The organism is Streptomyces sp. NPDC028368, assembly GCF_055565615.1.
On sequence record NZ_JBVHTY010000019.1, the window covers coordinates 131,183 to 151,476 of the forward strand.

19 protein-coding genes are annotated in these 20,294 nt (G+C 69.6%); 6 read left to right on the forward strand and 13 right to left on the reverse strand.

All coding sequences use genetic code 11. The features are described 5' to 3' along the window. Window positions 1-13: 13 nt before the first annotated feature. Window positions 14-664 (forward strand): thymidine kinase, encoded by a 651-nt coding sequence (locus tag ACZ4S3_RS33945; protein WP_467941490.1) that lies wholly within the window; start codon window positions 14-16, stop codon window positions 662-664. Between the two features lie 428 nt (window positions 665-1,092). On the opposite strand, the gene ACZ4S3_RS33950 is transcribed toward ACZ4S3_RS33945, so the two are convergent. The 4 genes from ACZ4S3_RS33950 to ACZ4S3_RS33965 all read right to left on the reverse strand — a co-directional run bounded on the left by ACZ4S3_RS33950 (window position 1,093) and on the right by ACZ4S3_RS33965 (window position 5,225). Then, complete coding sequence (locus ACZ4S3_RS33950) at window positions 1,093-1,266, reverse strand: hypothetical protein (protein WP_467941494.1); 174 nt, start codon at window positions 1,264-1,266, stop codon at window positions 1,093-1,095. Window positions 1,267-1,333: 67 nt separating this feature from the next. Then, window positions 1,334-2,746: a cation:proton antiporter gene (locus tag ACZ4S3_RS33955; protein ID WP_467941496.1), complete on the reverse strand. Its 1,413-nt coding sequence runs from the start codon at window positions 2,744-2,746 to the stop codon at window positions 1,334-1,336. 151 nt (window positions 2,747-2,897) lie between these two features. After that, window positions 2,898-3,536: a flavin reductase family protein gene (locus ACZ4S3_RS33960; RefSeq protein ID WP_467941500.1), complete on the reverse strand. Its 639-nt coding sequence runs from the start codon at window positions 3,534-3,536 to the stop codon at window positions 2,898-2,900. A gap of 138 nt (window positions 3,537-3,674) precedes the next feature. After that, window positions 3,675-5,225, reverse strand: a complete 1,551-nt coding sequence (locus ACZ4S3_RS33965; RefSeq protein WP_467941503.1) for a tryptophan halogenase family protein — start codon at window positions 5,223-5,225, stop codon at window positions 3,675-3,677. A gap of 289 nt (window positions 5,226-5,514) precedes the next feature. On the opposite strand from ACZ4S3_RS33965, the gene ACZ4S3_RS33970 reads away from it, so the two are divergent. Together ACZ4S3_RS33970 and panD are read left to right on the forward strand one after the other, a co-directional pair. Further along, window positions 5,515-6,282 carry a thioesterase II family protein gene (locus tag ACZ4S3_RS33970; RefSeq protein WP_467941505.1) on the forward strand — a complete coding sequence of 256 codons (768 nt, stop codon included), beginning with the start codon at window positions 5,515-5,517 and terminating at the stop codon, window positions 6,280-6,282. A gap of 109 nt (window positions 6,283-6,391) precedes the next feature. After that, the gene (panD, locus tag ACZ4S3_RS33975; protein ID WP_467941564.1) at window positions 6,392-6,805 is read left to right on the forward strand and encodes an aspartate 1-decarboxylase; all 414 of its coding nucleotides are present in this window, start codon (window positions 6,392-6,394) and stop codon (window positions 6,803-6,805) included. 130 nt (window positions 6,806-6,935) lie between these two features. Here the strand turns inward: panD and ACZ4S3_RS33980 are convergent, their stop codons facing one another. The 5 genes from ACZ4S3_RS33980 to ACZ4S3_RS34000 form a co-directional block, all read right to left on the reverse strand. Further along, complete coding sequence (locus tag ACZ4S3_RS33980) at window positions 6,936-7,634, reverse strand: class I SAM-dependent methyltransferase (RefSeq protein ID WP_467941508.1); 699 nt, start codon at window positions 7,632-7,634, stop codon at window positions 6,936-6,938. 87 nt (window positions 7,635-7,721) lie between these two features. Then, window positions 7,722-9,020 carry an acyltransferase family protein gene (locus ACZ4S3_RS33985; RefSeq protein WP_467941510.1) on the reverse strand — a complete coding sequence of 433 codons (1,299 nt, stop codon included), beginning with the start codon at window positions 9,018-9,020 and terminating at the stop codon, window positions 7,722-7,724. Then, the gene (locus ACZ4S3_RS33990) at window positions 9,013-9,969 is read right to left on the reverse strand and encodes an alpha/beta hydrolase (protein ID WP_467941514.1); all 957 of its coding nucleotides are present in this window, start codon (window positions 9,967-9,969) and stop codon (window positions 9,013-9,015) included. Before ACZ4S3_RS33990 ends, ACZ4S3_RS33985 begins: the two co-directional genes overlap by 8 nt. A gap of 272 nt (window positions 9,970-10,241) precedes the next feature. Continuing rightward, window positions 10,242-11,294, reverse strand: coding sequence for a methyltransferase (locus ACZ4S3_RS33995; protein ID WP_467941517.1), 1,053 nt, complete (start codon window positions 11,292-11,294; stop codon window positions 10,242-10,244). After that, window positions 11,291-11,953, reverse strand: a complete 663-nt coding sequence (locus ACZ4S3_RS34000; RefSeq protein ID WP_467941520.1) for a DUF6875 domain-containing protein — start codon at window positions 11,951-11,953, stop codon at window positions 11,291-11,293. The genes ACZ4S3_RS33995 and ACZ4S3_RS34000 overlap by 4 nt, the downstream gene beginning before the upstream one ends. A gap of 395 nt (window positions 11,954-12,348) precedes the next feature. On the opposite strand from ACZ4S3_RS34000, the gene ACZ4S3_RS34005 reads away from it, so the two are divergent. The 3 genes from ACZ4S3_RS34005 (at window position 12,349) to ACZ4S3_RS34015 (ending at window position 16,859) form a co-directional block, all read left to right on the forward strand. Continuing rightward, window positions 12,349-13,572 (forward strand): sensor histidine kinase, encoded by a 1,224-nt coding sequence (locus ACZ4S3_RS34005; protein WP_467941522.1) that lies wholly within the window; start codon window positions 12,349-12,351, stop codon window positions 13,570-13,572. Between the two features lie 6 nt (window positions 13,573-13,578). Beyond that, window positions 13,579-14,238, forward strand: a complete 660-nt coding sequence (locus tag ACZ4S3_RS34010; protein ID WP_467941524.1) for a response regulator transcription factor — start codon at window positions 13,579-13,581, stop codon at window positions 14,236-14,238. A gap of 542 nt (window positions 14,239-14,780) precedes the next feature. Continuing rightward, window positions 14,781-16,859: an AfsR/SARP family transcriptional regulator gene (locus ACZ4S3_RS34015; RefSeq protein WP_467941566.1), complete on the forward strand. Its 2,079-nt coding sequence runs from the start codon at window positions 14,781-14,783 to the stop codon at window positions 16,857-16,859. Window positions 16,860-16,954: 95 nt separating this feature from the next. Here the strand turns inward: ACZ4S3_RS34015 and ACZ4S3_RS34020 are convergent, their stop codons facing one another. From ACZ4S3_RS34020 to sbnB, 4 genes are all read right to left on the reverse strand, one after another. Then, a complete protein-coding gene (locus tag ACZ4S3_RS34020; protein ID WP_467941527.1) occupies window positions 16,955-17,932 on the reverse strand; it encodes a TauD/TfdA family dioxygenase in 978 nt (325 codons plus the stop codon). 5 nt (window positions 17,933-17,937) lie between these two features. After that, window positions 17,938-18,144: an MbtH family protein gene (locus ACZ4S3_RS34025; protein WP_467941529.1), complete on the reverse strand. Its 207-nt coding sequence runs from the start codon at window positions 18,142-18,144 to the stop codon at window positions 17,938-17,940. A gap of 64 nt (window positions 18,145-18,208) precedes the next feature. After that, window positions 18,209-19,198, reverse strand: coding sequence for a 2,3-diaminopropionate biosynthesis protein SbnA (gene sbnA / locus ACZ4S3_RS34030; protein ID WP_467941533.1), 990 nt, complete (start codon window positions 19,196-19,198; stop codon window positions 18,209-18,211). Window positions 19,199-19,240: 42 nt separating this feature from the next. Next, on the reverse strand, window positions 19,241-20,278 hold the full coding sequence (gene sbnB / locus ACZ4S3_RS34035; protein WP_467941535.1) for a 2,3-diaminopropionate biosynthesis protein SbnB: 1,038 nt from the start codon (window positions 20,276-20,278) through the stop codon (window positions 19,241-19,243). Window positions 20,279-20,294: the final 16 nt, after the last annotated feature.

A 20,294-nucleotide genomic window follows, 5' to 3' on the forward strand; every position in this document is an offset into this window, starting at 1 on the left:
CCCGCGACTTCCCATGCCCGAGCTGGCGTTCTTCTCCGGAACGATGGACTGCGGAAAGAGCACTCTGGCGCTCCAAATTGTCCACAACCGGTCGGCTCGTGGTCTGCAGAGCGTGATTTTCACGCGGGACGACCGGGCCGGCGAGGGCAAGCTGTCCTCGCGTCTGGGCCTGGTCACCGAGGCGGTGGAGGCGACGCCGGCACTGGATCTCTACGCGTTCGTGGTGGAGTGCATATCGCGGGGTGGCAAGGTCGACTACGTCGTCGTGGACGAGGCCCAGTTCCTCCTTCCGGAGCAGATCGACCAGCTGGCCCGGATCGTGGACGACCTGGACCTCGACGTGTTCGCCTTCGGTATCACCACCGACTTCCGCACCAAGCTCTTCCCTGGCTCCCAGCGGCTGATCGAATTGGCGGACCGGGTGGAGACGCTGCAGGTCGAGGCGATGTGCTGGTGCGGTGCCCGGGCCACCCACAACGCCCGCACGGTGGATGGCGAGATGGTTGTCGATGGCGAGCAGGTCGTGGTGGGGGACGTGGGCGTGACCGCGGAGATCGTCGGCTATGAGGTCTTGTGCCGCCGCCACCATCGCAAGCGTATGACGAGCGAAACGGCGCGAGCGGCGGCACTGTCGCCTGACGTCCTGCCGGTCACGCCGGGCTGACCTCTGCCGCCACGGCGACGCCGGGGAGCTCGGGGCGTCGGCGGGGAAACCGGACCCTGTGACTCGGTGCCGCGATCCAGGTCTCGAACTGACGGGTTACCAGCCCGGTATCCCTCAGCTCCCGTACTCGCCTGCTGCAGACGCGCGTTCCCCGGCTGACCGGCCCGCACGGTGAAGGCCCCACTGATCCACACCAGTGGGGCCTTCACCGTATGCCGGGTCTAACGGGGCAACGGGCTCGCCGTGCTTCCACTCGGTGCGGCGGAGCGCTACGCGGCAACCGAGCGGCGGTTGCACGAGACCGTGAGGCCCCGGGCGCGGGAGGGTCTTCAGTCATTGACGTAGACGGAAACATTCCCGCGCCGCGAGGTGGACGGGCTGTGCCCCAGGCCTACATCGCCCCAGCGGCTACCGCCTCGGAACGAAGATCAACAGTACGTGCCGGAACCCGGGAAGAGCGGCTCCACTCCACACCCGGCCGGCAGGAATACGGCCTGACGGCTTGATCGGGTGCAGTCGTCGGCGAAGCCGGTGCGCGCGGTGGCGCCGGTCCGTGCGGTGAAGTCGCGCACCTCGGTGCGTGGGGCCTTGCCCTCTGGCATGACCAGGAGCCTTGTCCACATTCGAGTCGGACAAGGCTCACCGGGCAGGGATGCCGTATTTCGCGGCTCAGGACCGTTCGGCCGGACGGTGGCTTCTGGTTCCGCCGGCGCCGTCGGCGACCGCGTGCTCGGGCACGTTGGCGGGTACCTCGGTCTCGCTGAGGCTGTGGAGGGCAGGAGTTGCGCGCAGCTTCTCCTCGGCCGTCTGCTCGACCCGCTTCATGGCAAACCGGAGGATGGGCGGTGCCATGAGCGGGGTGAGGATGGCGATCAGCACGATGATGCTGTACATCGCCGGGGTGAGCAGTCCGAGGCGGAGCCCGATGACCGCGATCACAATCTGGACGACCCCCCGTGCGTTGATGCCGGCACCGAGCGCCAGGGCCTCCCAGCGGCTGAGCCGTCCGACGGTGCTGCCGACGAAGGCGCCGAGGAATTTCCCGGCCACGGCGATGCCGAGTGCGGCCAGACCCCACAGCGCGATCGTGGTGTCGGCCAGTGACGTCAGGTCGATCCGGAGTCCGGCGAGGGCGAAGAACAGTGGTGACAAGAAGGACAGCACCGTGGCGTTGAGCGGCTCCAGCTGCCGTGTCTGGTCCTCCGAGCCGCAGACGCCGATGAGGATGCCGCACAGGAAGGCGCCGAACAACGCCTCGAAGCCCAGGGCCTGGGCGCCCGCGGCGGACAGCACGAGCAGGATGACGGTCACGGCGATGGTGGCCCCGCGGGATCCGGAGCGGCCGGCCCAGTGCATCACCCGCCGCACCGTCCAGCGACCGACGGTACACAGGACGAGGAGGAGGACGGCCAGATGCCACAGGAGGGTGGCGATTTCATGGGATCCGACGCCGGTGGTGGCCATGGCCGTCACGACAGACACCAGGAGCCACCCGACCGCGTCGTCGATGGTGGCGACGACCAGGATCATCTGGCCGACGGTACGGTGCATCAGCTTCATGTCGACGAGCACCCGGCCGATGATCGGGATCGAGCTGACGCACATGGCGACACCTATGAACCAGGCGAAGACCGTGGTGTCGACGGTCGGGGGCTTGAGCCGGCCGGACATCGCATGGCCCAGCCACACGCCGAGCGTCAGCGGCAGCAGGAGGGCGGCGGCGCCGACAGCCGCGGCCGTGCCGCCGTGCCTTCGGGCCAGTTTCAGGTCCAGGTGCATACCCGTGAAGCCGACCAGCAACAGGACGCCGAGCTGTCCCACGGCGTCCAGCAGATGCATCTGCAGTGCATCCGGCGGAAAGAGCCATCCGGCCAGGCCCGGCGCGGCGTGGGCCAGGAAGGAGGGGCCGAGCAGGACACCCGAGGCCAGCTCCCCCACGACGGTCGGCAGGCCGAGGCGCTGGGCCAGCCGGCCCAGCGCCAGCGCCAGGCCGAGCAGAGCGCCTACCTGAAGCAGGAACACCAGTAACGAGTGCGGCGGCAGCGGCTCGAGGACTCCGGTTGCCATGGTCAGTGAAGTCATCAGGCAGCTCCCTGCTGATCGGCCCGGTCCGGTGCGGCCGCCGGCCCCTGCCGCCCGTGCGGTGGAGGGGGAAAGAACCCGGATCGTACGAAGGCGCGCACATTGCCGAGGAAATAGTTGAACCGCCCTGCGCCGTGGTGAACCACCGTGGTCAGCGCGATGTGTCCGGGGCGCCCGCGGCGACGGTGGACAGCGCGGTGCTGTGGTGCGGTCCGGGCAGCTCGCCGCCGGGCCAGGCGGCGAACCGGTGCGCCCCGTACAGCAGCGGTGTCCCCGCCCTGCGGACGACGCCGGTCACCAGGCCCAGGACCAGCGTGTGGTCGCCGACCTCCGTCAGGTGTGTCACCTCGCACTCGGCCGTCGCGAAGGCGTCGTCGGTCAGCCACGGCATACCGGCCTCGGACGAGGGCTGCCACTCCGTGTGGGCGAACCGGTCGGCGACCGGTTTCGCGAACACTTCGGCGGTGTGCCGTGCGCGGTCGTGCAGCAGGTTCACCGCGAACGCGCCGCGGTCGCACAGGGCTTGGAGGGTCTCGCCGCGGGTGGTCAGGCAGACCGAGAGGATCGGTGGCTCGGCCGTGACACTGGCCAGGGAGGTGCAGGTCAGGCCGCGCGGCTCGCCGTCGGAACCATAGGTGGTGACCACCGCGACGCCCGCCGGGAAGGCGCTCATCAGCGAGCGGAAGCCGTCGGGCGGCACCGGTGTCCCGGCGGTGTCCCGGGTCTGCCACGGGAGGGGGTGCGAAGCGGTGGGTACTGCGGCGCAGGATGCGGACAGGCGGCTGGCCATGCTCGGTCGCCCTTCAGGAGGGGTGCGGCGGGGTGACCCCGCGCCGTTGACGTGGGGTGTGCGGTGGAGCGGGGGAGTGCGCCGACGCCTGTGACCGGTACGGCGGTGACAGGCGTCGGCGGAGGGTGAACTGCTGGGTCAACGGCGCGCGTTGAGAGACGCGAGGTACTCGTAGCAGCTGGGGAGGTTGTCGATCAGGCGCTGGGTGTCGGCCTTGAGGGTCGCGAACTCGGCGCGTGCGCCGGCCGGGTCGATGTGCGCGAGCGCGGGGCGCGGCCGGGCCGGCTCATGGCCCAGGCCCAGCAGCATCGTGATCCACGAGTACTGCTCGAAGCCGTGGTAGGCGGGGTAGATGGTGTGCTCGTCGAGCAGGCGGGAGGAGGCGAGCTCCAGGCGCTCGGCGAGGCCGTCCGGGATGGCGCGGACCTTGGCCTCCTTCCAGTACGGGGTGTCGTCGCGCTGCGCCCCCCGGTAGTGCAGGACCAGGAACTCCTTGACGCCGTCCAGGACGTGGGCGACCCGGTTGTTGTAGTCGTCGATCAGGGACTGGTCCCAGTGCGCGTCCGGGAAGTTCTTCACCAGCTGCTCGATGCCGTGCTGGATGAAGAAGATCCCGGTGGACTCCAGCGGCTCGACGAAGGCACTGGACAGGCCGATGGCAACACAGTTGTTGACCCAGGAACGGCGGTTGCGGCCGATGCGCATGCGGATGTGATTGGCTTCCAGGTCGTCCTGGCCGGGGGCGGCGAACGCACGGAGGGTGCGCTCGGCCTCCTCGGGCGTGCAGTGCTCGTCGGAGTACACGTAGCCGTTGCCGTTGCGGCCGAACAGCGGAATGGTCCAGATCCAGCCGGCGTCCATCGCGGTGGCGGTGGTGTAGGGCCGCATACCGGTCGTGGCCTGGTCGGGCTTCGGGACGCGCAGGGCGACCGCGCGGTTGTTGGGCAGGACGTCCTGGAAGGACTCGAAGGGCTCTTCCAGGGTCTGGTTGATCAGCAAGCCGCGGAAGCCGGTGCAGTCGATGAAGAGGTCGCCGGACAGGTCCCCGTGCTCGCGGGTGGTGACATGGCTGATCCAGCCGCGCTGGTCGCGCGAGACGTCGAGCACATCGTCGACGACATGCCGGATACCGCGGTCGGTCCCGTACTTGGTCAGGAACTTCGCCAGCAGCGCGGCGTCGAAGTGGTAGGCGTAGGGGAACTGGTCGCGCTGCTCCTCCAGCGTCGAGCGGCCCAGCGAGCCGTCGAGTTCACCGGCGAAGAGCGAGCCGTCGAGCATCCGTGGGGAGCGCTGGGCCTCGCACAGCGCGGGGGTGACGAAGCAGGAGCGGTCGAAGGGCTCGCTGCGGTCGCCCTCGCGCAGCCACCAGTCGGCGAGGGTGAAGCCGTCGGCGGTCCGCAGCCGCTCGAACGGGTGGTAGAAGTGGTGGCCGGGCTTGCGCCAATTCTCGAACCGAATTCCCAGTTTGTAGGAACCCGAGCACTCCGGGAGCCATTCCGACTCGTCCAGGCCGAGGTAGTCGAAGAAATGCCTGACGGTGCTGAACGTCGCCTCTCCGACGCCGATCGTGGCAACCCGGTCGGATTCCACCAGGGTTACGTCCAGACGGTCCCCGAACGCCGCCTTCAGATAGGAGGCGCTCATCCAGCCCGCGGTGCCGCCGCCGACAATGACAACTGACTTGATCACGGTGAAAACTCCTGCGTCGAAGAACCGGAACCAGCTGGTCGAAGACGCGAGCTGGATCGTGCCGACCGCACCCCTTCAGGCGGCGGACCGCTGGAAGCTAGCCGGGCCGGGTTTTCTTTCGTTATCGATGTTTCATGGCCGCTGCCGACGTGATAGCCGGGAGCCTTGCCGGGCATGTGACGGCGTCGTATCCGGGTGCGCGGCCCCGGGCACCGGAGGTCACGGCGCCGGGTCACGCGGGTTGGGTAGGCGATAGGGCGCCGATAGGGGCGGTCGTTACCGTGCGCGCATGGCTCTTTCCTCTGCCTTGTCGTCAGGCACTCCCTGGCTGCGTACGCACCGGCCGGTGGCCGCGCCCCGGATTCGGCTGATCTGCTTTCCGCACGCGGGGGGCACGGCAAGTTTCTTCCGCAACTGGCACCAGTGGGCGCCGGACGACTGGGAGATGAGCGCGGTGTGCTATCCCGGCCGTGAGGAGCGCATAGCCGAGCCGTGCCACGACTCGATGGCGGAGCTCGCCGGGCAGCTGGCCGATGCGCTGGTGCCGGTGATGGATGTGCCGACGGTGTTCTTCGGGCACAGCATGGGGGCCTCGGTGGCCCATGAGGTCGCCGCGCTGCTCGCCGCGCGCGGCGCCCCCACCCCGCGGGCGCTCTTCGTCTCCGGCCGGGCCGCGCCCGACCGGCTGCGACGGATGGGCGACGGTGAGCTGGCCGACGACGAACTGCTGGCGAGGGTGGCCGGTCTCGGCGGCCCCGGGGCGGAGCTGCTGCAGGAGCCCGAGCTGCGGGACCTGGTCCTGCCGCCGATCCGTGCGGACTACCAGCTGCTGGCGGTGTATGCGGCCGGCCCCAAGGCGCCGGCCGTGGACATTCCCGTCACCGCCTATTTCGCTACCGACGACCCCGGTCCGTCGCCGGACGATGTGCGGGCCTGGTCGAACCTCACCACCGCCGGGTGTGAAACGCGCTCCTTTTCGGGCGGCCATTTCTTTCTCGTGCCGCATGAGCGGGAAGTGGTGCGGGACATGAGCGACCGGCTCGCCGCCATGCTGTGAGCCGGTACGGCCCCGCCGCTCTTCCCCCTTTCCTTCTCAGCTCCCGGTGCCCGGCACCGGGAGCTTTGCACCGTCATTCGCACCATCCAGCGCAGAAATGAGGAAGCACGTGTACCGGACCATGATGAAGTCGAAGATCCATCGGGCGACCGTCACCCAGGCGGATTTGCACTATGTGGGTTCGCTGACGGTGAGCGCCGATCTGATGGAGGCCGCCGACCTGCTCCCCGGGGAGCAGGTGGATATCGTCGACATCGACAATGGCGCGCGGTTGTCCACGTATGTCATCGAGGGGCCGCGGGGCTCCGGGATCATCGGCATCAACGGTGCCGCGGCCCGGCTGATCAGCCCCGGTGACCTCGTGATCATCATTTCCTACGCATCGGTCGAGGACGAGGCCGCCCGCAAGCTGGAGCCGCGGGTCGTCTTCGTGGACGGGGAGAACAAGGCCGTGAGCGTGGGCGGTGATCCGGCGGAGGTGCCGGCCGGCTCCGGTCTGCGGCGCGGAGACATCGTGTCCTGACCACGGACGCCGTGCGAGCCCCCGTGCGGACAGACGCCGGTCGCCGCAGCGGGAGTCTCGTCCCGCCGCGGCGACCGGCGTCTGTCAAGGGGGTGGCAGGGGCGGCCCGGTGGGGGCCGCCCGCCCGCTGCTACGGCAGGGTGAAGTAGATCATCGGGTTGTGGTCGCTGTTTCGGACCGGCTCGTCGAGACCCAGCTCCTTCTTGACGTCTGCGAGTAGCCGCGTGACCTCGGGCGCCTTGGCGGTGGATGCCGTGAAGAACTCGATGTTCTTCTCGGCCAGCCACTTGACGATGACCGAGCCCTCGCTGAACGGCTTGGGGCGCCGGCCGTGGAAGACGTCGTGGACGCTGGTGGGCGTGCCCGCGGGGACGGCCGGGAAGAGGTTGTCGATGTACCAGTGGGCGAACCGGGCGCCGTGGTCGGCGTCGATGAAGAGGTAGTCCACCTCGGCGGGGACCTTGCCGAGGTGCTCGCGGACATCGCCCTTGGTGAACGTCCAGCGGTCCTGGGAGAGTTCGGCCGGAACGTTGCGCACGACGTTGTCGACGATGTCGAACGAGTAGAGGTGGCCCGTTCCGTTGTCCCGCAAGGCGCTGAGGATCCACATCGTGGACCAGCCGTAGAAGGTGCCGACCTCCACCACCACCTCGGGACGCAGATCACGCAGCAGCAGGTAGGTGATTTCGGCCTCGTAGTCGTCGAGCTGCGCCTTCATCGACTTGCCGCGGTCGCGGAGGAACTGGCGCCGGGCGTCGCGTACCGCCCGCAGATCGTCCTCGTACTTCTGGTAGAGCGTGCGGATGTGGTCGGTGGTTATGGAATCCATTCATTCCTCCAGCAGGCGGGCCCGGCCTGTCGGACGGGCTGTCATATTCGTTACGGACAAAGGTGATCACACTTCTCGGGCGTCCGTTCACGCTCCCGTGCCGTTTTGCGGTGCGCGGGTGCGCGAAGCATCCCGTTCCACCTGCCGGAAGGCCGCGCACAGCGCGAGGAGTGCGACGGCGAAGACCAGCATCCAGGCGCAACGGACAGCCGCCCACGCCGGGGTGCCGGGGCTGGTGTGCAGACCGAAGAGCGGTTCGCCGAGCCCCAGGGTGAGGGTGGTCACGGCGAGCATGGCGGTTTGGTGCCAGAGGAACACCGTCATCGCCGAGGAGTTCAGCGACGTCACCGCCGACCACAGGAACTGGCCGGGGCGCGCCCGCAGTTGAGCGTCCGCCGGTGCCCCGGGGGCGGGGCGCGGTGCCGCCACCGCCCGTCGCAGCAGGCGGCACAGCAGCAGGGCGCCGCCACACTGCGCCAGACCGAAGGTGACGGCGGCGAGGGAGACCGGGTTGAGGTTGGACAGCTCCGAGCCCGGTACGCCGACCATGGCGGCGGGATAGCCGGCCCACAGGACCAGCCCGGCGGTGGCCAGGGTGCCGCCGGCGAGCAGTGCGACGGCGGACCGGCGGCGGGTGAACGCGCCGGCGGACCAGGCGGCGCCCAGGCAGTACGGGACCAGCCAGCCGGCGAGGGTGTTGACGTCGCGGAGTTGCTCGGCCCAGGCCGCGCCGCCGCTCGCGAAGTGCGCGATGTCCAGGAGAGCCACCACCGCACCGGCCCCGACGGCGATCCTGGCGCCGTGGCGGTACACCAGCGGGGTTGCGGCGGTCAGCGCGCCGAAGACCAACAGGAACCACAGTGGCGAGATGACGAGGTTGAGCAGGGTGTAGATCGTCTCGTGGGCGGTGCCCGCGGCCGCCATGCCCGCCAGGACCAGCGCCCACAGGGAGAGCAGCGGCACCGTGGGGCGCAGCAGCCTGCGGATGCGCCGGGCGAGCCAGGGCCGGTAACGGATTTTGCGCAGGCGGGCGGTGGCGTATCCCTGGGCTGCGACCCGTCCGCCGACGAAGAAGAACACCGCCAGCGACTGCAGCACCCACGTCAGCGGGGTGAGGGCGGGCACGTCGTGGAGTGGGCTGGCGCCGAGCAGGTGGCTGTCGGTGTGCAGCACGATCGCGGTGACCAGCCAGTGCCCGAGGACGACGCCGAGGATGGACAGGACCCGTAAGACGTCGATCGCCCGGTCGCGCTCCGGCGGGGTCGCCGCATCGATGCGGAGCACGGCTCGGTGCAGCCGGCCGGCCGGGCGCGGGTGGGGCTCGACCTGATCGATGACGTGGGCCTGCCGGGATTCCTCGGCGGGGCGCAGTCGCAGCTCAGCCACCGGACACCGCCGAGCCGCGGCCAAGGCAGATCAGGGCGAGATTGCGCAGCGGCAGGCTGCCGGGCTCCAGATAGCCGCTGTGGCCGCTGTTCCCGGTGGCGAAGGGGCGGGCGCCGAAGGACGGGGAGGTCGGGTCGGTGCCGAAGCCGAGGGTTGTGCCGAAGACGCTCAGGCTGACATGCGGTGCCCGCGCGATCCAGTCCTGGGTACCTCGGCCCGCCCACACGGGGACGCGGACGGGCAGGTCGGCGGCGGAGCGCAGGCCGGTGCCGGGGCTGCCGAAGACGGCGACGCCGGCGAGCCCGGCGGACGTCCGGGTGTCCATACCTCTGAGGGCGCTGCCGCACACCACCGAGCCGTAGGAGTGGCACAGGAAGGTGACGGGAGCATGGGCGTTGGCGGTCCGCAGCCCTCCGAGCAGGGCGATCAGGCGGCGGCCGCCCTCCTCGGCGCGGGCGGTGGTGGCGACATCCCGGCTCATGGTGCGGGGGGCCTGGTAGCCGTACCAGGCGACCACGGCGACGGAGGAGCGGGAGAGCCGCCGCATCTCGTCGTGGAGGGCGTGGGCGCCGCCGCTGAGGGAGGCGTGCCGCGAGCCGAGGTGGTCGAAGGTGTCGAGGGTGGTGTCCGAGCCCGGGACGAGCACGACGATCCGGTCGGCGGTGGCAAGGTCGCCGAGCACTTCGACGGCCTGCCCGTCGCCCTGGGCATCGAAGGAGAGCAACTGACGCCCGGCTGCGCGCAGTTGATGCAGGTGACCTTCCCTGTAGGAGTCTCCCAGGCGGTGGGCGGCGCGCTCGGCAGCCGCGATGTAGTCGCGGTTCGCCGCGTACCGCTCGTCCAGTGTCTGCGCCTGGACCGGGGGCAGGTGGGGCGGGGCGGGAGTACCGGGGACGGGTGATGCGGTGCCGGCGGTGACCGACCCCACGATGGCCGCGGCGAGGGCCACCGTCAGCCCGATTCTCCTCCACCTGGCAGCTCGCACTGTGCCGTTCCTCTCCACGAGTCCTGCTCGTTCCATGCCTGACTCTGCTGAGTACGGCTGACTCGAACCTAGATTTCGCGGCCGGGAAGGGCGTCACGCTCAGGAGCCATCTTCGCGGGTAGCTCTGAGGTATGACATGCGGCGAAGGGCGGACCGTGGTGTGACATACCGCTCCGTCCTTCGGAAGGAGCCGGTCATGACCCTGCCCGTTCGCCGATCGGTCGCCGTGGTGGTTCTCAGGTCCCGCGCCCGAGAACGATGGCCGACAACTCGCCTTCGGCGTCGTGAATGTGACGCAGGGCGAGACCCGCGGTGTGGGCCAGCCCGGCCCACTGCGCACGGGTGCGTTCCCGGCCGCCGGCCATGGCCATCATCCAGATGTCGCCCATCCGGCGTGAGTCCGGGCCGGTGTCGGCCAGCACCCTTTCCAGAAGGACGATTTCCCCGTCGGCGTCGAGTGCTCCGGCGCAGCGGCTCAGGATCGCGGCCGCCCGTTCGTCGGGCCAGTCGTGCAGCACACTGCCCAGGAGGTGGGTGCGGTAGCCCTCCGGGACGCCGTGTCGTACGTCGCCGCCCACGAGGGAGAAGCGGTCACCGTAGTGGCGGGATGTCTCGGGGGGCACCAGGGCGATCACCTCCGGGAGGTCCATAACGGCGACCTCGACGGTGTCGTCGGCGTCCAGCAGGAGCGTGGCCAGGCCTCCGGTGCCGCCGCCCACGTCCAGCACCCGGCGGGCGCACCGCTGCAACAGGAAGGGCAGCAGCGGGCGGTAGAGCCGGCGGGCCCGCATCCGCATGTGCTCGTGGAAGGTCGCCAGGGCCCCGGGGTCGTCGCTCATGCCGTCGAAGATCTGGGTGCCGGTGGCGAGTTCGTAGCTCGGCCTGCCTGTGCGGACCGTCTCGGCGAACGGGCCCCAGGCGGTGAACAGGGCGTTGTCGGAGAATTCGGCGTGCAGGCTGTTCGGTGCGTCGGCCCGCAGCAGGGAGCCGGCCGCGGTGAGGTGCACCGTCCCGGTCGCCTCCACCCGGAACACGCCGAGCGTTTCGGCGGCCAGGATCAGGCGGCTCAACAGGTCGGGGTCCGTACCCAGGCGCGCGGCGAGCTCGTCGGTGGTGATGCCTTCAGGGGGAATGCCGTCGGCCACACCGAGGGTGCACACGGCGTACAGCACCCGGCTGGGTGCGATGTCGAAGAGGCCGGTGAGGCGCTGCCGTTCCCGGTCGATATCCGGTTCGGCGCCCCGGCTGCCTTCCGGGCCGGCCCCGTCCACAAGGGTGCCCTCGCTCACAGGAGTTCCCTCTCGGCCACGGCTACCGCCTTCTCGTACAGGTCCGCCCAGGGCGCGACGGTCTGCTCGCCGAACAGGCCGTGCCAGACCTTCAGGTAGGAGAGCCGGTCCGCCGCGGGTATCTCGGGGAAGGTCAGAAAGAGGATGTCGGTGATCACCATCATGCGGACGGCGAGCATCGGGTGGGGGCTGACCAGCGGGCGGAATGTGTCGCTGTGGATTCCGGGCATCGGATGGCCGGGGAAGAACTCCCCCACCATCTTTCCGGCGGCGACCGCTTCGGCCTTCACTTCCTGCTGGACCGCGCGGACAAGCTCATGACGGATTTCGGGGTCCGCGCCCACCGGCACCATGACGAAGGCGTTGTACACATCGTCGGCGGCGTCGCCGTTACCGAGGCGCCGCAGGGCGGAGCGCACCGTGTTGGTGAGCCGCCGTTCGCTGCGGGTGCTGCTCACATCGACCGAACTGAGCGCGGTGCGCCCCAGTTTCAGTGACTGCTCCATGAAAGGACAGACCGCGCCTCTACGGCCGAGTTCCGGATGGGAACGGGTGAGGAACGAGCGCAGCCAGTCCGCGGTCTCGGTGAGGATCCGCAGATCTCGCTGCCCTTCGATGTGCAGGGTGGGTCTGGAAGGTTCTTCCTGAGTAAGCGCCATGCGCCTCCACCTACCTGTGCTCGGCGGATTCAATGCGTGAGAGGTGGGGAACTTCCCGCATTGGTCCACGAATTGAAAAACATATGCCTGCAGGTTTCGCAGGGTGCCTCCTACGGCCCAGCCGTCCGTCTGGATCGTGGAGGGACGGACGGCTTCACCCAGGGCGGGGAAAAGACTAGAAGGTAGGTTTATCGGGGAACTATCGGGTCCTTTACCACGTGTTGGGTATCGCGGCGGAGTGCCCGGGGCCGGTCGCGCCGGTGGCCGCCGCGGTGTCCGTGGCCGTCGGTACCATGGGGCGGGTGACAGCGGAATACCCGAACGTACCGACAGCGCCGGGAGCGCACTCGCGTGGGCGGCGTCTCGGGGCCGTTCTCACGTCGACGGGGCGCGAGTTGTGCGATGCCTCCCGCCGGACCGCACCCCCCTTCCAGGGCGCGAAGCACCGGGTCCTGCGGCATCTGCCGCTCGTGTTCACCGCGCTTGTCGCGGCGGACCTGGCCACGGCCGGCGCGATCATCGTCGCGGACCGGCTGGGCCTGCCGTGGTGGGCCGCCGCGCCCGTCGCCGGTGCGCAGGCGCTGCCACTGGTGGTCGCGCTGTTCCGACCGGTGGCTGCCTGGTGGCTGTCCCTTGCGGCGTCGCTGCCGTACGCGATCGGCGTGTCCGTCGTGGACTCGGCGGCGCGGGCCGAGGTGCCGTGGCCGTGGACGGAGCCGGGGCTGATGGCGCACCTGGGGGTCACGCTGCTGGTCGCCTGCCGGGTGCGGACCAGGGTGTCTCTTGCACAGTGGCTGCTGACGATGCTGCTCGGCGGGGTGCTGGCCGTTGTCCTGTCGCCGCCGTCGTACTTCGGCGATCTGGTGCCGCTGGCACTGCTCTCGGCGTGCGGACTGGCGGCCGTCGCGGCCGTGCGGGGGCGCAGCCAGGCGCGCCGCGAGCTGCGGAAACAGGAGGCCCTGACGGAGTCCGAACGGGCCCGGCGGACGCTGCTGGAGGAGCGCACCCGCATCGCCCGTGAGCTGCATGATGTCGTCGCCCATCACATGTCCGTCGTCGCGGCGCAGGCGGAGGCGGCGCCGTACCGGGTGGCCGAGGCCCCGCCGGAGCTGGCCGACAGCTTCGCGAGCATCCGGGAGAACGCGGTGGGCGCGCTCACCGAACTCCGGCACATCCTGGGGATGCTGCGGACACCGGACGAGAGTCCGCAGGCCCGTTACGCACCGCAGCCGACGCTGGAGAACATCGATGAGCTGGTGGCCAATGTCCGGGCGGCGGGGCTGCGCATCGACACCGTGATCTCCGGCGAGGCGCGGCCGGTGCCGCACCGGGTGGAGCTGTCGGCGTTCCGGATCAGCCAGGAGGCGCTGAGCAATGCGCTGCGGCACTCGCCGGGGTGCCGGGCCGAACTGGAGCTGTCCTACGGTTCCAGCGGTATCGGGATACGTGTGGCCAACAGTCCGGCCGCGGCAGGGGCGATATGTCAAAAGGGGACAGGGCACGGCGTGCTGGGCATCTGGGAGAGAACGTCCATGCTCGGCGGCTCCGTGCGGATCGGGCCACGTGAAGACGGCTGGTTCGAGGTCATGGCTTCCCTGCCCACCAGTGAGCAGGAGTGAGGGCGTATGACGATCCGGGTGCTGATCGCGGATGACCAGAAACTGATCCGGGAGAGCTTCGCCATCCTGCTGAACGCCCAGCCGGGCATCGAGGTGATCGGCGAGGCGGTGAACGGCCAGGAGGCGATCGACCGTATCGCCGCGCTGTGCCCGGAGGTGGCCCTGATGGACATAAGGATGCCGGTGCTCGACGGTCTTGAGGCAACCCATCGAATAACGCGGAGCTCCCCGGACGTCAAGATCGTCATGCTGACGACGTTTGATGAGGACGAGTACGTGTACGAGGCGTTGCGCGCCGGCGCGAGCGGATTTCTGCTGAAGGACTCCTCGGCGCAGCAGCTCGCCGAAGCGGTGCGCACGGTGGCCATGGGAGGTGCGCTGCTCGCTCCCACCGTCACCAAGCGGCTGATCGAGGAGTTCGCCAGGGGAGGGTCGCCGCGCACGATGCGGCGCGGCCGGGTGGCGGAGCTCACCGGACGAGAGACCGAGGTGCTCTGCCTGATCGCGCAGGGTCTGTCGAACTCCGAGCTGGCCGAGCGTCTGGTCATCGCCGAGCAGACGGTCAAGACCCACGTCAGCCGCATCCTGGTGAAGCTGGGGTTGCGGGACCGTACACAGGCGGTGGTCTTCGCGTATGAGACCGGTCTTGTGCGGGCCGGGGACTGATCGGCCAAGAAAGCCAATAAGAAGACGATAAGCGGTTTCTCTAGGATGGCGCTGCCGGGTCGAGCGGATTCAGGGACCCCTTCTCCTGTGAATTTGTCATGTCCGCAACCGGCTTTTCGTGGAACTCGCTGAGGCCGGCGCACAGGAATTCCCCCTCTACGGCCCGGAATTCGGTCGCGCTGACGGCCTGTAGCGCTTCCCGGGTGAAGCCGAGGCGAATGCGCGCCGTCGTGTGGCTGCGTAGCCGAGGTCTCCCGCGGCCGGTCGGCCGTCCAAAACTTCCTGCATGCGGCGCACTTGTGTTGCCGGTGGTCCGTAGTGCCGACGCCTTTTCGATGTCTTCAAGAAGTGAATGTCATTCCCGGGAAGGAAGCGGAAGCGATCACTCTCCGCATCCTCAGTGGTTAACAATCACCACATGAGGAAGTTGAGTAACATGATCGAGGCGTACACACGTTCGTGAGTGCGTGGCCTGACAAACTTCTGGGGGAGCCATGGGGGAACGGCTAGAGTTCAAAATCCTGGGTGCACTCGCGGTGACGATGGGTGGCCGCCGGATAGCCATCGGTGGCGCTCGGCAGCGGACAATCCTGGCGCTTCTCCTGTTGAATCCCGGGAGAATTGTGTCCGTTGACACGCTAATGGAGACGGTGTGGAACGGACGTCCGCCCGCCACCGCACGCACCCAAGTGGCAATCTGTATCGCCGCATTACGCAAGCGCTTCAAAGCCGAGGGCTGTGACGCCGATGTCATCGTCACCGCGCACCCCGGCTACCTGCTCGCCCTGGAGAACCACTACGTGGACTCGGTGGAGTTTGACCAGCTCACCGCCACGGCGCAGGAAGCCCTCGAGGAAGACCGTGTCGCGGACGCGGCACACGCCTACGAACAGGCGCTGGCCCTGTGGCGGGGGCCGGCCCTTGCGGGCGTCGCCGGGGTGCTCGTCGAGGACGAGACGGCGCGTCTGGAGGAACTCCGGCTCGCCACCTACGACGCTTATGTCGCGGTCAAGCTGGACCACGGCCACCACCGGGAACTGATCCCGGACCTGGTCACGGTCGTACGTGACCATCCGCTGCGGGAGCGGTCGCGCGGCGCGCTGATGCTCGCCCAGTACCGCGTCGGCCGCCGGGCCGAGGCGATGGAGACGTTCCGGGAGGGCCGGGCACGCTTCATCGAGGACCTCGGGCTGGAACCGGGGCCGGAACTGCGGCAGTTGCACGACGCGATCCTCCGGGACGACCCGTCGCTCGCCCCGCCGGTGACGGCCGTAAAGGTCACCCCGGAGGAGCGCCAGATTCCGCTCGAACTCCCGGCAAATGTCCCGGCGTTCAGCGGACGTCTGGGTCAACTGGCCCTGTTGGACGGACTCGTCGATCACGAGGGTGGAGAGCGGTCGCTCCCGGCGGCGCTGATCACCGGCAGCGCGGGGGTGGGCAAGACCGGCCTGGCCCTGCACTGGTCGCACAGCGTCGCCGACCGCTTCCCCGACGGACTGCTCTACGCCGACATGACGGGGCACGACGAGAGCCGGCTGCCCACCTCTCCCGAAGCCGTGCTCGGCTGGTTCCTGCGGTCCCTGGGTGTCCCGGAGGCGGACGTCCCGGTCGCCGTGCACGAACGGATCGCGCTGTACCGCAGTCTGCTGGTCGACCGGAAGGTGCTGATCGTGCTGGATGACGTCCTCACCTTCGACCAGATCCGCGCGCTGATCCCGGGCAGTCCGCGCTGCTGCGTAGTCGTCACCAGCCGCTGCCAGTTGGAGCAGCTGGTGGTCCGGCACGGCGCACTCCGCGTCGACCTCGATGAGCTGACCCGGCAGGAGGCCACCGGTCTGCTGGAGCGGATCATCGGGGAGAAGCGGGTCCGGTTCGCCAAGGCGGACGCCGACCGGCTCGTCGAGCTGTGCGACCGGCTGCCGCTGACGGTCCGGATCGCGGCGGCCAAGCTGGCGGCCAAACCGCACTGGTCGGTGGGCCATCTGGTCTCCCGGCTCGCCAACGAGCAGCAGCGGCTGGACGAACTCAGCACAGGCGACTCGCGGATCCGCTCCAGCTTCGAGCGGAGCTACCGCGCCCTGCCCGCGAACGCCGCGGAGCTCTACCAGCGGCTGGCCCTGCTGGAGACGCCGGACTTCGCGGGCTGGGTCGGCGCGGCCCTGCTGGACGCGGACATCGACACCGCGGAGAGCCTGATGGAGCAGCTGGTCGACGCCCAGCTGCTGCACACCATGGGCTCCGACGTCACGGGGCAGCTGCGCTACCGCTTTCGTACTCTCTCGCGGCTGTACGCGCGGGAGGTCGCCCAGCGGGAGGGCAACGCCTTGGAACAACGCGAGGCGCTCGGCAGAGCGTTCCGCAGCTGGCTGACGATCGCCGAGCACGCCCGGTGGCGGGAGCGGGGCCACCACACGGGGCAGCGCACCGGCTCGATGTGGCAGCTGACGCTGGACCCCGCGGTCCTGGACAAACTGACGGCTCCGGCGGCCGACTGGTTCGCGGTGGAGCGGCTCGCGCTGATCTCCGTGATCGATCAGGCCGCCCTGTGCGGGATGGACGAACTCAGCCAGGACCTGACCACGTTACTGGTGGCTCCGATGGAGTCCAGCTGCTGCGGCTGATCCGTTTCGCCGTCCCGGGCCGGTACCCCGGCACACATGCGGTGGGCGCGGTCGTCTCGGACGGCCGCGCCCACCGCTTCGAAGTGTGCCGGACGCTAGTCGAGCACGTAGCCGTCGGTGTCCCGCATGCCCCGGGAGCGGCGCAGGTCGGTGACGGCGAACGTCCGCTGCAGCCAGCGGTCCTGGCCGTCGTAGCGTGGCCGGAAGGGTGTCCGGCCATGGACGGTCACGCGGTTGTCCACGATGGCCAGTTCGCCCGGGACCAGCCACGCACTCTGCGCGGTGCGGTCGAAAAGCTCCTGCAGCTCGTGCATCGCCACCTTGGCACGCTGTGTCTGCGGTTCGGTGGCCGCCAGGTCGACGCAGATGTCCGGGTCCTGCGGGGCTCCCGTGAGCACCGCGTGCGGTGCGGTGCCGGCGCCGGACATGCCGAACGACGGCGGCGGTGCGGTGACGAACTCCCGGGAGAACAGGGCCTGCCGGGACTCGTCGGTGATCAGCGGCAGCACCTCGCGGATGCACGCGGTGCGCAGCCCCGCCACCCGCTCGTGATCGGCCCGCAGGCAGAGCAGCATCACGAAGTCGGGACGGTGGGGGTGGAAGGCGTTCTCGGTGTGGAAGGTCAGCAGCACGGAGCCCGCGTTGCTCTGGTAGTCCTCCTGTCCGGGTACGGGCACGACGTTCTGGACGATCGCGCCGGTCTTCTCCGGGCGGTAGGCGACGGGGTCGCCCAGCCCGGAGGCGATCATGGCCAGAACCGCCGCGGTGACGGTGGCCTCGCGCTGTACGGAGCCGGGCTCGGCCGGAGTGGGCGGCACCTGGCCCAGGGGAAGCCCCCGGACCAGCAGCGTGCCCGTGCGGCCGGAGTCCCTGCGGAACTCGCGCAGGCCGCGGGTCAGGCCGGCGGGGAGTTCGGGCCAGGCCCGCCGGGCCCGCGCCAGCCAGTCCGGGCTGTCGATCAGGGCACCGGCCGGCTCGACGAGGCGCCCGGCGATGCGTTCGGTCAGCTGCGCGTCCTCGGCGTCGACCGTCACTGTCTGCGGCCGCACGCCGGTCTTTGCTGTCACCGTCATCCTGATCAGCCCATCGCCTCGGCGACACTGCGCGGACGCATGTCGGTCCAGTGCTCCTCGATGTAGGCGAGGCTCTCCTCGTGGCTCGCCTCCTGCCGGCCGATCCTCCAGCCGGCCGGCACCTCGGCGAATGCGGGCCACAGGGAGTACTGGTCCTCGTCGTTGATCAGGACCAGGTAGCGGCCCTCGGGGTTCTCGAACGGGTTGGTCATGGTGTGTCTCTCCAGTGTTCTCGGTGGTGCGTGGTGCGTGGTGCGTGGGGCGGACGGGGTCGGGTCAGGCCGGCCCGGCGAGCGCCGCCTCATCCATGTCGAGCGCCGTCGGGCCGTAGACACGACGCACCCACTCGGCCCGGTAGACCGTGTCGAGGTAGCGCTCGCCCAGATCGGGTGAGATGGCGACGGCGGTGATGTCGTCGCGGCCGGCGGCGTGTTCGGTCAGCCAGCGGGCGGCGCCCGCGACGACGGTCCCGGTGGAGCCGCCGAACAGGAACCCCTGGCCGACCATGCGGTGGCAGGCGCGGACGGTCTCGGCCTCCGAGACCTGCACGACATCGTCCACGAGGGACTCGTCGAGCAACGGCGGTCGCACACCGGCACCCAGGCCCGGGATCATCCGGGCCGCGGCGGGGCCACCGAAGGTGACCGAGCCGATGCTGTCGACGGCGACGATGCGGACGGCGGGGCGGTGTTCCCGGTACCAGCGGGCGCAGCCCATCAGCGTTCCGGTGGTACCGGCGCCGACGAAGAGCACATCGAGTGCGGGGAACCGCTCGGCGATGTGCGGGGCGGTCAGCCGGTGGTGCGCCCGCCAGTTGTCCTCGTTGACGTACTGGTTGAGCCAGACGTAGTGCTCATCGCTGTCGCACAGTGCGCGGACGTAGGCGAGCCGGGTGGCGAGGAAGCCGCCTTCCGGATCGGGTTCGCCGACCGTGTGCACCTCGGCACCGAGCGCCTCCATCAGCTGTCTGGTAGCCACGTTGCAGCGGGCGTCGGTGACGCACACGAAGCGGTAGCCCTTGCTCGCCGCGATCGTGCTGAGCGCGACCCCGAGGTTGCCGGAGGACGACTCCACGATCACGGACCCCTCGGTGAGCCGGCCCTCCTTCTCGGCCGCCTCGATCATTTCGAGGGCGGCCTTCTGCTTGATGGAGCCGGAGAAATTGAACCCCTCGCATTTGAGGTAGAGGGGCAGACCGAGGGAGGAGCGCAGATCCACGTAGAGATCGTCCTCGTTGAATTCCTGCGGAGCCGAAATTACCGGCACAGCACCTCCCGCATGGGCACGTGTTCCAAGGGCGCGGGCCCGTCAGCCGTAGCGGCGCAACTCATGGAAGAAGTCCTCGACGATGGGTAGTTCCCCGGCAGCGCGGACGGTGTCGTAGACGTGTTTGCCGACCGCGAGGTCGAGCACGCCGAGCCCGAACGGGGAGAAGATCACCGGCCGGTCGGTGGCCGGGGTGAGGCGGCCGGTGAGGACGTCGTCGAGCGTGCCGTCGACGAAGTCCCGGTTTCCCACCTGCTGTTCGGCCAGGTGCAGCGAGGTGTTGGCCTTCAGGCAGTGCTCCACGTCGTCGACGACGTTGGCCGACGAGAGGACCACCTCGGGGGACAGATCGCGCAGCGAGACGTGCAGAACGAGCGGGTGGTGGGCGAACCAGGCGGGGTCGCTGACGTGGGGGGTGCCCGCGGTGGTGGCGAAGACCAGCAGATCACTGCCGCGGACCAGGTCCTCGGCGCGCTCGTGCACGGTGACGGTGGTGCCGTCGCCGGTGGCGCCCTCGAGGTAGTCGGCGAAGCCGCCGGCGTGCTCGGCGGACAGGTCGTGGATCCCGGCCTCGTCGAAGGTCCAGCCGGTGGCCACCAGGTAGTCGTGGATGTATCGGGCGATCAGGCCGACGCCGAAGAAGCCGATCCGCCGCGGGCGTTCGCGTCCCTGGCTGAGCCGGTCGGCGGCCAGCGCGGCCGAGGCGGCCGTGCGGGTGGCGCTGATGATGGAGCTCTCCAGGCATGCCAGCGGGTAGCCGGTGTCGTGATCGTTGAGGATGAGGACGGCGGAGGCGCGTGGAATGCCCGCGGCGACGTTCTCGGGGAAGCTGGAGATCCACTTGATCCCGTCGACCCGGGCGTCGCCGCCGACCGACGCCGGGAGCGCGATGATCCGGGACGAGGGGCGGTCGGGGAAGCGCAGGAAGTAGGAGGGCGGGTTGACGGTGTCGCCGGCGCCGTGGGTGCGGTAGGCGGATTCGACGATCCCGACGACCTCGCGGTGCCGGCCTTCGAGGGCGCGGTGCACCTGACCGCCGGAGATCACGGCGAAGCTTGGCGCCGTGGCGGGAGGGGACATCAAGGACTCCACGTGT